Below are 12385 nucleotides of genomic sequence, written 5' to 3'. Positions count from 1 at the left end.
AAATGGATAATAAGAGCTTAAAGAAACTTGAGGCGGATTTGTGGGAATCTGCGGATTTACTCCGTGCCGATTCCAAGTTGACTTCGAATCAATATTGTATGCCTGTTTTGGGTCTGTTGTTTTTGCGTTATGCCTATGGGCGCTTCAAAAAGGTTGAAGCCGAACTGTTGAAAAATCGCCCGAGTCGAGGCGGTCGCGTTCTCCCCATCGAGGCGAGTGACTTTGTTTCGAAGAGCGCCTTGTTCCTCCCCAAAGAAGCCCAGTTTGATTATTTGGTGAATTTGCCTGCGAACATTGCTTCTGCAAAGCTCAAGAATGTGCATGGTCAGCCGCTCAACAGCCTTGGCGAAGTGGTGAATAACGCCATGGAACTGGTCGAGGCTCAAAGCGAAAAATTGAAGGGAGTGTTGCCCAAGACCTACACCGACTTTAAGGATAACCTTCTCGCTGAACTTTTACGCACTTTCAACAACAATGCGTTGGATGATGTGGGTGGCGATGTAATGGGTCGTATTTACGAATACTTCCTCAGTAAGTTTGCAAAGAATATCGCTAGTGATGACGGAGTTTTCTTTACCCCGAAATCATTGGTGAAAATGATTGTGAATGTGCTGGAGCCCTCGTATGGTGTGCTTTTAGACCCTGCTTGCGGAAGTGGTGGCATGTTCGTGCAGACGGGTGATTTCGTGAATGCTGCCGGAATGGCTAGCAACGAGACCATGACTTTTTATGGTCAAGAAAAGGTGGAATACAATGCCCAGCTTTGCTTGATGAACATGGCTGTGCATGGCCTTACCGGAGTTGTCAAGTCTGGCGACGAAGCGAACTCCTTCTATCACGATGCCCATAATTTGACGGGCAAATGCGATTATGTGATGGCGAATCCGCCTTTTAATGTGGATAAGGTTAAGGCTGAAAGTTGTCAAAGTGCAGGGCGACTGCCGTTTGGTTTGCCTGCCGTCAACAAGGATAAAGAAATCGGCAATGGCAACTACCTTTGGATTTCTTATTTCTATAGCTACCTGAACGAAAAAGGTCGTGCTGGCTTTGTGATGGCTGCCTCTGCGACGGATAGCCAGAGCAAGGACAAAGATATCCGCGAAAAGCTCGTGGCGACAGGTCATGTGGATTGCATGATAAGTGTTGGCAACAACTTCTTTTACACCAAGAGTTTGCCATGCACCCTGTGGTTCTTTGACAAGTGCAAAAAGAAGAATATCAAGGACAAAGTTTTTTTTATTGATGCCCGTAACTATTACACCGTTGTTGATCGCACCTTGAATGAATGGAGCGAGTGGCAACTGAAAAACTTGAACGCTATCGTATGGCTTTATCGCGGAGAACTTGACAAGTATCAAAGTTTGCTTGCAGAATACCGCACCACGCTTCTTTCTTACGCTGATGAAACCGATGATGCCAACCTTGAAAAGATTCTCCGCAAGACAACCAAGATTGCAAAGCAAGTAGAATTGCTCAAGGAATATCGCGAAACGCTTCGAGCCGAAGCAAAAGCATCTGTAGATGCTGCCGATAAGAAGAGCAAGAAAAAGACTCAGGAAGAATGGGACACGCGTCTTGCAGAATTTGATGAAATCTTGAATGTGGCGAAAGAAGCCGATTGGCTCTATGAAAAGTTCGGTGACGGAAAATACAAGGATATTCTTGGTCTTTGCAAAATCGCGACCCGTGCCGAAATTGCCGAAAAGAATTTTAGCCTTACTCCTGGTGCGTATGTAGGCGTTGCCCCCGTTGAAGATGACGGTGTGGACTTTGCCGAACGCATGCACGAAATTCACGAAGAACTCTTGAAACTCCAGGACGAAAGCAACACGCTCATGAAAACCATCTCCAAGAACATGAAGGAGTTGGGGATATGAGATTAGATGAAAGACAGAGAAATGTGTCATTCTGGAGCGAAGCGATAGAATCCACACAATTTGTCATTCCCGCGAAGGCGGGAATCTCCTTGTCATTATGTCATCCTGAGCAACGCAAAGGATCCATGGAGGTTTTTCTCTGATGGCTTGGGAAAAAGTGAAATTAGGAGATGTGTCTACCTGTATTCAACCAGGTCCTTTTGGTTCGCAATTGCATAATTCTGATTATTCTGAATCTGGAACGCCGATTATAATGCCTAAGGATATGATTGATGGAAAAATCAATCATTCTAATTTGGTATTTGTTGGAGAAGAACATACAAAACGTCTTTGTCGGCATCAAGTTCATTCTGGCAATTTGATGGTTGCTCGTAAAGGTGATGTTCGGAAATGTGTTTTCATCACAGAAAATGAGGAAGGATGGATGACTGGGAGCGACTGTTTAAAAGTTGCTTTAAAAGAGGATGTTTGTCATCCAAAGTTTATTTATTATCAATTACGCAGTCCTTTTATTGGTAGATGGTTGGAAAAAATTTCAATTGGTGCAACAATGCCGAGTATTAATACAGGCTTATTGAGTAGTATAGAGTTAATGTTGCCTCCGTTGAAAACTCAAAAAAGAATAGCCGACATCCTTTCCGCATACGATGACCTAATTGAAAACAACCAGAAGCAAATCAAACTCCTCGAAGAAGCCTCCCAACGCCTCTACAAACAATGGTTCATCGACCTTAAATTTCCTGGCCACGAAACCATCAAAATCGTAGATGGATTGCCAGAAGGATGGAAAAAAGAAAAATTAGTTGATTTTGCTGATGTTATAATGGGGCAAAGCCCGAAATCAGAATTTTATAATCAAGAAAAAAAAGGCTTACCATTTCATCAAGGAGTCGGCAGCTATGGAACTCGTTTTGTAATAGACGACACTTACTCAACTTCTATAACAAGAATTGCTGAACCAGGAAGTATTTTATTTAGTGTTAGAGCTCCTGTAGGACGATTGAATTTTACGAAGAATAAAATCATAATAGGTCGAGGTCTCGCAGCTATAAATCATAAAGAAAAATACCAAAGCTTCTTATTTTATATGCTGAAAGAGCGTTTCTTTAAAGATGACATACTTGGAAATGGTGCAATTTTTGCTTCTATTTCTAAGGATGAATTATTGTGTCAGCAGTTTGTTATTCCGAATGATGAATTACTGCGAAAATACAACACGATTGCTTCTAGAATGGATGGTAAAATTGCTGCCGCCGATGCACAAATTCAGCTGCTAACACAATCTCGCGACCGCCTTCTCCCCAAACTCATGAACAACGAAATCGAGGTGTCATAATGGAAAACATACTGAATTGCATTTCTGAAAATAAAGAATGGCTGTTTTCGGGCTTGGGAATAGTTCTTTTAGGATGGATTGTAAAAATCATCTTTTTTAGAAACAAGCCTACACAAGTTCAGAAATCGGGCAAGGATAGCATCAACATTCAGGCTGGAGGTGATGTACATATAGGGGATACAAAATGGATGGACAAAAACAAAAAGTAGGCGAAAATGGAATTGCTCTTCAGGCTGGAGGCGATATTAATATTGGGCTTCGATATAATGAAGTTAAAGAGATTTTTTATGATTTGTTCAAGCAGAATTTTCCAAACTTGGTAAATGCTGCGGCGGAAGAGGCTCAGAAAAATGTTGATGAATGCTTCAAAAAATTAGAGTGTCGTTTGATTGCTGAAAAAGATAATATAGATGCTTGTAAGTTTTCGGAATCGAACACGCAATTTCTTTTAAACGATACAATTCAGCTCTGTGCAAGAAAAGGATCCAAAATAGATATAGATTCTCTTTTGGATGTTTTTACGCTTACGCTTTGCAAAAATACCTCTCCAATTTTAGAGCTTGTTTCGGAACAAGTGCTATCAATTTTTCCAAGATTGACAAAAGAATATATAGATGTGATGACTATTATTCATATAGTTACCAAAGTGAAATTTGATTGTTTAAGCATTGACGGGATATATAAGAAATTGATAAATGCAATGAATCTAAATAGGTCCTTGTCACAAGATATTGGTCTGTATTTAGATTCAATAGGCCTTGTTTCAAAAACAACAGGCGTTTTTCTCCCATATAAGACATTTTCGGATGTTTATTCAATTGTTTTATCTCCTGAAGAGAAAATAAAAGAAAAAATAAGAATTGAATATCCTTCTGTATATCAAGTTTATGAATATTTCGTGAGCCAAAAATTAGATTGTCTAATACCTACACCAGCAGGAATGCTGATCGCATTAATGTATATGAAGAAGCTTGGTTTGGGTGATTTTGATTATAATATTTGGATTCATTAGTTTTTGAGGTGAAACTAGATGATAAATGATACGAACCAATCACAAACCGCTGGTGATAATGCTCAACAAATTCAGGGACAAAATATCACGATCATAAATCAAAACGGAATTACTGAGCAAAGGGCAAGAGAAATATGCTCAGAGATATTTGCTGTTGCAAAACGTGATTTGGCTTTTGAAGCGGAAAAAACAGCATTAGAAAGGGTGGAAAAATTGGAAGATCGCCTAATGCCCAAGATGCATCGCATTGAAGGGGCTCTTCAAAATTTTGCAGATCCATCATTTCAGGTGTTTTTAGCAAAAGCGAATAAAGCTGCTGCGTGCACAGATCGCGAATCTGATTATGACTTATTATCTGAGTTACTTGTCCATCGAATAGAAAAGAAAAATTCAAGAAAGGATCTTGTTGGTTTAAACAGAGCTGTTGAAATCGTTGATCAAATTAGTGATGAAGCATTGAACGGGTTGACCGTACTTTATACTGTGGAAAAAATTGAGCCGGTTGCTGATGCTTTAGAAATTGGTTTGTGGGCTCTAGATATATTGTATCAAAAATTGCCTTTGTCTTCTTTGCCTGCGGGCAAAGAATGGCTTGAAGAATTAGATATATTGGATTCAATTAGGAGTTCTTCTTTGGGTGTGACAAAAAAGTTGGAGGATTTTTGGACGGATAAATATACTGGTTTTGTAACTACTGGTATAAAAACAGATGGAGAAAATTGGCCAATAGTAATAAAAATGTTGATCGAGTCTGGTTTATCAACAAATGCTTTGATTCCAAATGTTTTGTTGGATAATTATGTCTTAATTCCTGTAATGGATGAAGAACGTATAGACGCTCTTAAGCAGGGTGTAATTTCCAATGGGGACGTTGCACATGTTCCAATCTCTGAAGAACAAAAACAGGTCCTGCATAAGATTTTTTCAATGTATGATAGGTCGCCGGATTTGATGGAAAAAATAAAAAAAACTTTTGTAGAAAAACTTGATTCGTATGATGCCATCAAAAAAGTGAGGGTGTGGTGGAATTCTATTCCTTATGCAGTAGCAGTTACCGCAGTTGGTCGTGTGCTAGCTCATGCGAATGCCAAAAGATGTGACCCGTCGTTGCCAAATTTGAACTAAAAGAGGAAAATATGTCAAAACATTCTTGGACACTGTCAGAAGAACAGCTTTGCTGTAAAGAAGTCTTGCTTGAATATGTCAAGCCAAGCGAAAATGAACCTAAACCAACGAATCAATTCATTGATTATTTGCATGCGAAACTTCCAAATATAGAAAGGGGCTCGATTAGAATGAAGGTCCAAAATATCAAATCCATTTTGGAAGAATATCATATTCCAAATAGGCTTGATATCTCATGTATGGATAATTACTCCTTACTGAATTTAGAAGCCTTTAATCAAATGCTTTTAGAACTTGCCCGATAGTTTGTAAAATTTTTCTGCTCCCCTTGCCAGTTTTTTTGATATTAGGTACATTAAAAGCCGACGCATCTCGCTGTACAAAGGCGAGGTGCGTTTTTGCTTTTATCAACTTTTTGATTTCGCAAGAACGCCTCTAACATTAACCGGTCGCTATTTGCGGCCATATGGAGGCTTTATGGCAAAATCCGAAGACCTTATCAGGAATTTGCTCTCTCTTCCCCATGAATATGAATGGTTGGATATTAAGGGCATCTGGTTCTCGAAAGAAGAAATTGGGGAGTATATTTCTGCAATCTCCAATGGGGCGGCTCTGTGCGGGCGTGAATACGGTTATGTCGTTTGGGGTGTGGATGATACCTCGCATGAAATCACCGGTACAACCGTAAATTTCGACAACGACATTGATCACGAACCCTATAAGCACTATCTTGCTCGCAATCTAAAACCGAGTGTCACGTTTGAAGTCGAGGATGTGCAGGTTGATGGTAAGCGTCTTGTTTTGTTGACTGTTCCGTCGGCAAAATCTGTTCCGACGAAATTTTCGTCCCAGGCTTTTATTCGGATTGGCTCCAGCAAAGAGAAACTGTCAAAGTTTCCTGAATGGGAGATTCGTCTTTTGAATGTTCTTTCTAATGGCATTCCGACTATTGTCAATACGGCGGCTCCGGATTATGCACAGGAGCTGACTTTTGAAAAGTTGTTCATGTATTACGGGGCGAAAGGAATTGAACTCCGAAGGGATACGTTCAAGAAGTCGCTCAAGCTTTTGACTGCTGATGGTCGCTATAACATTATGGCATTGCTGCTTTCGGATGCTAACGATATTCCAATTCGCGTTTCTGTTTTTAGCGGTTTAAGCAAAGCGGACGCATTGTTCTCGGTTAAGGAATATGGTAACTCCTGCATTCTGTATGCGATGGACAAAATTTTGGAATACGGCGATGCAATCAATATCATTCAAGCGGATGAACGCGGCCGCATTTCCGAGCGGAAGGATGTCCCGCTTTTTGATTATGAGGCTTTCCACGAAGCTATTCTGAACGCTTTTATTCACAACAAATGGCTGGGCTTGAATGCTCCAATGATAAGTGTCTTTACGGATCGAATAGAGATTCTTTCACATGGCGGTCTTGGTCTTGAGCAGGATATGGAAGGTTTTTACAAAGGGGTGAGTATTCCTGTCAATGAAGTTCTTGCATCTTTATTTTTGCAACTTCGGCTGAGCGAACGTTCGGGGCGTGGTGTGCCGAAAATCGTCGGTGCGTATGGCCGAGAATCCATTCGTATAGAGAAAAATTTCATTGTAGTGACGATTCCCTTTAACAGGATTAATGTTACGCCTTTTGAGCTGAATGAGGACAAGGCTACAGAAAACCCGACTGTAAAGGCGACTGTAAGGGCGACTGTAAACCCGACTGTAAAATTGACAAAGAATCAAATTGGTATTTTAGCGAAAATTGCTGAAAATCCCAAGGTTACGCTTACGGAACTTTCTGAATTGTTAGGACTGCATCGAGCTTCAATTGCTGAAAACACTTCAAAACTTCAAAAATTAGGAGTTTTAAAGCGTGTTGGTAGCGATAAGAATGGCTATTGGGAAATAAAAAAAGACGATGGAATTCAATAACTGAGAAAATTAAAGTGGTCAAATTTGACCACTTCAGAAAAGAATGGGGACATAACACAACATCATGGTTTCAATTACCCAATAGTGGCAACAACGCGACCTCTTGCGAGTGCATTACAATGAGCGTATTTTAATATCAGCAAAAAAGGAGGTTGTGCAAATGGTTAATGAAAAAATGAACGAAATACATCTTTTTGCCGAAGGTGTTGCAAGCGTTTGTGATGATGCGAAGATTATTGTAGAAAAGGCACTTGCTTTCTTTGGTGAAAAGGATAAGCGAAATGTGGATTTTGTTTTGTCTTTGAAAACGCAGGCGTTCTCTGCAAAACAGTTTGCTAAAATTTTAAATCAGCGTGATTTTTCTGAGGGTCAGACTAAAGCTGAAACGGAGTGTGCCAAAAGAAATGGCTTGGTGATTGTTTATGGTCATTCTGATGACCATTTAGAATGTGAAAAGGGAAAGAGGCATTTGTTGCGTGGTGTGGGCAAGATGAATAACATTTCAGCCCGGTGGTGTGACCAAGATGCGATTACCGATGATTGGGAACCTATCCTATGGTCGTACAAGACAGACATCCCGCATGAATGCTTTATTGCGTTTTATGATGGAATACTTTTCTGTGAAGGATTTGTTTTTGATATGAAAGAGTTGAAAATTTAGAATGATTGAAGATGTGGATTGTTTCTATGGTTTCAGCTTACTTAAATAACTATTATAAGGCTCAAAAAAGTTGAATTGAAAATGTAATTCAGCAGACGCTGTCTACTGAATTCAATATATTTATCGTAGCGTAAGAGGATTTATAGATGTCAGAGAACAAAACAGGTGAAATTGTCATTTACCAAACTGATGACGGGCAGACAAAGATTGATGTCCGGTTTGAAGATGAAACCGTGTGGCTTACGCAGGCGCAGCTTGTAGATTTGTACCAGTCGAGCAAGGCGAATATCAGCGAACACATCAAGCATATTTTCGAAGAAGGTGAACTTGACGAAGGGGCAACTGTTCGGAAATTCCGAACAGTTCAAATTGAGGGATCTCGTGAAGTTGGCAGAGAACAGGTCTTTTACAATCTTGACATGATTATTTCTCTCGGTTATCGCGTAAAGTCGATTTTGGCGACCCGTTTTCGTCGCTGGGCGACCGAGCTGCTTAAGGAATATTTGAAAAAAGGTTTCTTGCTGAATGACCAGAGGCTCAAGGAAGCGGGTGGCGGAAATTATTGGTATGAACTTTTGGATAGAATTCGCGATATCCGCTCTAGCGAAAAGGCTTTGTATCGGCAAGTTCTCGATTTGTATGCGACTAGCGTTGATTATGACCCTAAAAGCAAAGAATCCATCGCTTTTTTCAAGATGGTGCAGAATAAGTTACATTATGCTGCGCATGGTCATACCGCTGCCGAAGTTATTTTTGAACGTGCGGATGCTGAAAAACCGTTTATGGGTTTGACCACATTTAGTGGGAGCATGCCGACAAGAAAAGATGTAGTGGTTGCTAAGAATTATTTGGACGAGAAAGAGCTCAAAGTGCTGAATAATTTGGTTTCGGGTTATTTTGATTTTGCGGAAGTCCAGGCAATTCGCCATAATCAGATGCACATGAGTGATTATGTGGAGCATCTAGATAAGGTGCTTTCTTCGACAGGAGAAAAACTCCTTGAAAATGCCGGAAGTGTCAGCCACAAGCAGGCTGTTGACAAGGCTCTTGATGAATATCGGAAATATCAGGTTTTGACGCTGAGCCCAGTGGAAAAGGCTTATCTTGAGACTATTAAAAGCATTGAGAAAAAGGTGAAAAAGAAAAAGGGGTGAAAAGCCTTTGTTGGGAAAAAAAAACTATGCACTCACGTATCTTTTTCGCTATTGCCGCTTTCGCTTTCCTCCTCACCGCTTGTTCCGAATCTTTCACGGATTCGCGTGACGGGCGGAGTTATAATGTTGTGAAGATTGGCGATCTCACGTGGATGGTGGAGAATCTGAATTACGAAACAGAAACAAGTGCCTGTCCGGATGGCGATTCTCGCAATTGCAAACGAATGGGACGCCTTTATACGTGGGCGGAGGCGAAAACAGTTTGCCCTGAGGGTTGGCGACTCCCGACGAGTGCGGACTTTGCGGAGCTCATTTCTGCGGCGTCTGGGGATGATGCGCGACCTCTCGCAGGCGCGGCTTTAAAAGCAAAGGACGGTTGGTTCAAGAAAGGAAACGGCACCGACGAATTCGGATTCAACGCTCTCCCAGCGGGCTATCGCGTCGCAATCTCGAAATCGGATGACGGCACAATTTCCGGCGGCAAGTTCGATGGCATCGGTGGTTACGCGTATTTTTGGAGCGCGACCGAAGATCCTGAAAACAGCGAGTCGAACGCGTTTTATTTGTTCTTGTCGTTCAGCAGTGATGCGGCGAGTATAAATGCGTTTGCAAAAGAGGATTATCGCTCGGTGCGGTGCGTCCGGTAGAACTTATATTATCCTAATTTTATCATCGATAATATAATTGCTATTATTAGGTTATGCATAAATTTATCGTCATGTTCCTTTTTTCTCTTTTCTTATGCGGCTGTGCCGTTAATCAGAAGGTGGTAAAAAAGAATCGTGATGACGTGCTTGGTCGTTTTTTCATTACAAATAGTTCTGGGGTTGCGGCTGTTTTTATAGATGATGAATTTGTTGGCAACACGCCGATAGATGTCAAGCTCCCTGTTGGCACTCATCATCTGACTATGAATGTTTATGGCAATATAGTTTTGGATACTGCAATTACAGTAACGGATGATTATCAACGGAATACGAATGCTGGGATTGTGGGGAGTATAATTGCAGGGTTTATTCCGCTTCTGTTGGCCCCGTTCCCGTTGAATGTGGTTTTGGCACCGCTTCCCGCGTGGATTGTAGAAGAGAATGTGGCAAAAGCCAACACCGAAAAAATTATAAGAGACCCGTATAAAAAAATTGAATTGAGTTCGAAATCTTTGGAGAATACAAAACCGACAACCAAAGCATCGATTAGCGGAACAGATTGGGCTTATGTCAACAAAGATTCCGTGGTGCACGTGAATGGAGCCGTCATGTATTACATGGATTCCGAAAAATTCCGTTTTTTAAGGCAGTTGCGTGGCGAAACCGATACGCTTATGGTGGAAGCGACTTATTTATGTTATGAGGAATCTAGTGATCTGGTTTGGGCATCGCAAATTTACGGCTCGACTAGTGTTTATCGCACTGAAGAATTTATTCCGTGCGATGTAGACTCGCTTCCGTATCCTAGTCCATTTCTGTCGGCATTTAAAAGGATGGGGATAGTAACAGGAGCTTTTGGAGTTGCGGGTGCTATTGCTGGTGAAAGTGCTGCTTCTGCTTTAGCTGGGATGTTTGCTGGATGGTTGTTGGTTGGTGTTCCCACTAATTTTATTTCGGAGCATGTTTTTATACAAAGGAATATTCATGCTTGCCAAGAATTTAGGGGCAAACCTTTAGTGAAAAAATGGTATCGCCAATACCCTTGCCGTCAGAATACGAAACCGACTCCCGAATCAAAGAACCAATAGCTTCCTTTGACGGCTGTGCTCAAATAGAGTGTTGTCCCTGCGGAAACTTGTACGTGTTTTGCAATAAGAATGGACGCCCCGAAATATTGCGAAATAATGCAGGGGAACCGAAAAGATACTTCGTAGTCGCGTACTTCATCGTCCCACCAAGGCCTGTAAAGGAATGGTGCGTAAGAAATCGCAATTGATTTTATGGGGAAGAAGTTTATAAATCCACCAATCCCGCCATTGAATTTGACTTCTTGATATTTGCCTTCCTTGGTCCCTTCATGGTCTTCATAACCGGACATCATGCCTTCGTAGTCGTGCGATATCCAACTTATTTTATTTGTGGACGTGTTCACGCTCATGTTTAAATAAGCGGTTATGCCTGCTTCAATGTGTCGCGAATTTATTCCAACGGCTCCGCGGATAAAGGGGTAGGGGTCTAGTCCAATTCCTGCTCCCCACAATGATATTCTGTTCTTGCTGAAATAATCGAATGATCCTGTGACGGGGAATCTCTTGAATCTGTAGGCGATATTGGCGTCGCTCTTGTTTAAACTTTTCCCATGATTGTCGCTATGGATGGGGTCGTTTTCAATGCCTTCGAGTTGCCATGTTTCTTTGTCGTATTTTCGAATTTGCAAGCTGCCGCGCATAACGCTAGACTTCTCGTCCATGGAGAATGCAGCTCCTGTAAAAGGTGCTGGGGCGTACACGTCGAATATGCCTTCCGTGACTTGTGCTTTTTGCCAGCTGCAACTGCATAGGCAAAATACGAGGCTTGCAAAGAAAACGCTTATGAAGAGGAATCTTTTCACAGCAAATAATCCATCCTAATATTTCGCATGCTTTCGAATAAATTAGCTTTTAGAGTGGAGCTTCCTTTCGTCAAGCTCTTGATTTCTTCGCGGATGGTCTTGCGGTGGCTTGCTTTTGAGAATTCGCAGGTGCAGGTGAACTTGCGAATGTCTGCGTCTTCGGCGTAGGCGATGATTTCGCTTTCTTCGCAGTAGCAGAGCGGGCGTATGATGCTGCACGGGTACTTTTCGTACGGCACCATTGGCGGCATTCCGCTGAATTCGCCCTTGTACAGCATGTTCATCAAAAGCGTTTCGACGATGTCATCCATGTGGTGACCGAGCGCAATCTTGTTGAAGTTGTTTTCGCTTGCGAATTTGATAAGCTCTGTGCGGCGCTGCGTGCTGCACCAGTAACAGTTCAGCTTGCGACCTTCCTTGAGGCGTGCTTCTACGGCGACATCCTTAAAGTAAAATGGCACTTGCGGGTATTCTTCTGCCATGCGCTGTAAAAATTCGCGGGGAGCTTTGTCTGCAAAATCGCTTTGAATGTGGATGGCGGCAAGTTCGCATTTTGGCCCGAATTTGCCGAGTCGAGCAGCGAGCTCCATCAACAGCACACTTGAATCTTTGCCGCCGCTTGTGGCGATGAGTATGCGGTCTCCGTCTTCAATCAAGTTGAAGTCGTGAATGGCTTTCGTGATTTTCTTATTGACTCTTTTGCGAATTTGACTTGACATAATTACTTTATCTAAAACGTACGGCAGTTCTTAA

At 41.8% G+C, this 12385-nt stretch carries 13 protein-coding genes; 11 read left to right on the top strand and 2 right to left on the bottom strand.

The window, feature by feature from the left end; all coding sequences use genetic code 11:
- Nucleotides 1-2: 2 nt before the first annotated feature.
- The 11 genes from B9Y77_RS11780 to B9Y77_RS11730 all read left to right on the top strand — a co-directional run bounded on the left by B9Y77_RS11780 (nucleotide 3) and on the right by B9Y77_RS11730 (nucleotide 10829).
- Complete coding sequence (locus B9Y77_RS11780) at nucleotides 3-1877, top strand: class I SAM-dependent DNA methyltransferase (RefSeq protein WP_085491771.1); 1875 nt, start codon at nucleotides 3-5, stop codon at nucleotides 1875-1877.
- 142 nt (nucleotides 1878-2019) lie between these two features.
- On the top strand, nucleotides 2020-3213 hold the full coding sequence (locus B9Y77_RS11775) for a restriction endonuclease subunit S (RefSeq protein WP_085491770.1): 1194 nt from the start codon (nucleotides 2020-2022) through the stop codon (nucleotides 3211-3213).
- Nucleotides 3213-3422 (top strand): hypothetical protein, encoded by a 210-nt coding sequence (locus B9Y77_RS11770; RefSeq protein WP_085491769.1) that lies wholly within the window; start codon nucleotides 3213-3215, stop codon nucleotides 3420-3422. Before B9Y77_RS11775 ends, B9Y77_RS11770 begins: the two co-directional genes overlap by 1 nt.
- Entirely contained in the window at nucleotides 3398-4225 is an 828-nt protein-coding gene (locus B9Y77_RS11765; protein ID WP_085491768.1) for an LPO_1073/Vpar_1526 family protein, read from the top strand. Before B9Y77_RS11770 ends, B9Y77_RS11765 begins: the two co-directional genes overlap by 25 nt.
- 18 nt (nucleotides 4226-4243) lie before the next feature.
- Nucleotides 4244-5350 carry an LPO_1073/Vpar_1526 family protein gene (locus tag B9Y77_RS11760; RefSeq protein WP_085491767.1) on the top strand — a complete coding sequence of 369 codons (1107 nt, stop codon included), beginning with the start codon at nucleotides 4244-4246 and terminating at the stop codon, nucleotides 5348-5350.
- An 11-nt stretch (nucleotides 5351-5361) separates the two neighbouring features.
- Nucleotides 5362-5655 (top strand): hypothetical protein, encoded by a 294-nt coding sequence (locus B9Y77_RS11755; protein WP_085491766.1) that lies wholly within the window; start codon nucleotides 5362-5364, stop codon nucleotides 5653-5655.
- Between the two features lie 172 nt (nucleotides 5656-5827).
- On the top strand, nucleotides 5828-7279 hold the full coding sequence (locus tag B9Y77_RS11750) for an RNA-binding domain-containing protein (protein WP_085491765.1): 1452 nt from the start codon (nucleotides 5828-5830) through the stop codon (nucleotides 7277-7279).
- A gap of 160 nt (nucleotides 7280-7439) precedes the next feature.
- Nucleotides 7440-7940 carry a hypothetical protein gene (locus tag B9Y77_RS11745; RefSeq protein ID WP_085491764.1) on the top strand — a complete coding sequence of 167 codons (501 nt, stop codon included), beginning with the start codon at nucleotides 7440-7442 and terminating at the stop codon, nucleotides 7938-7940.
- Between the two features lie 146 nt (nucleotides 7941-8086).
- Nucleotides 8087-9094 (top strand): virulence RhuM family protein, encoded by a 1008-nt coding sequence (locus tag B9Y77_RS11740; RefSeq protein WP_085491763.1) that lies wholly within the window; start codon nucleotides 8087-8089, stop codon nucleotides 9092-9094.
- Between the two features lie 26 nt (nucleotides 9095-9120).
- Nucleotides 9121-9741, top strand: coding sequence for a fibrobacter succinogenes major paralogous domain-containing protein (locus B9Y77_RS11735; RefSeq protein ID WP_085491762.1), 621 nt, complete (start codon nucleotides 9121-9123; stop codon nucleotides 9739-9741).
- A gap of 53 nt (nucleotides 9742-9794) precedes the next feature.
- Nucleotides 9795-10829 carry a PEGA domain-containing protein gene (locus B9Y77_RS11730; RefSeq protein ID WP_085491761.1) on the top strand — a complete coding sequence of 345 codons (1035 nt, stop codon included), beginning with the start codon at nucleotides 9795-9797 and terminating at the stop codon, nucleotides 10827-10829.
- Here B9Y77_RS11730 and B9Y77_RS11725 read toward each other — a convergent pair.
- Together B9Y77_RS11725 and B9Y77_RS11720 are read right to left on the bottom strand one after the other, a co-directional pair.
- Complete coding sequence (locus tag B9Y77_RS11725) at nucleotides 10790-11632, bottom strand: hypothetical protein (protein ID WP_139829311.1); 843 nt, start codon at nucleotides 11630-11632, stop codon at nucleotides 10790-10792. The genes B9Y77_RS11730 and B9Y77_RS11725 overlap by 40 nt on opposite strands.
- Complete coding sequence (locus tag B9Y77_RS11720; protein WP_085491759.1) at nucleotides 11629-12351, bottom strand: tRNA 2-thiocytidine biosynthesis TtcA family protein; 723 nt, start codon at nucleotides 12349-12351, stop codon at nucleotides 11629-11631. The genes B9Y77_RS11725 and B9Y77_RS11720 overlap by 4 nt, the downstream gene beginning before the upstream one ends.
- Nucleotides 12352-12385: the final 34 nt, after the last annotated feature.

It is taken from the genome of Fibrobacter sp. UWB13, from assembly GCF_900177805.1.
Lineage (GTDB): Bacteria > Fibrobacterota > Fibrobacteria > Fibrobacterales > Fibrobacteraceae > Fibrobacter.
The sequence above is the reverse complement of the archived record's forward strand: the minus strand, read 5'-3'. Positions and strand labels throughout refer to the sequence as shown.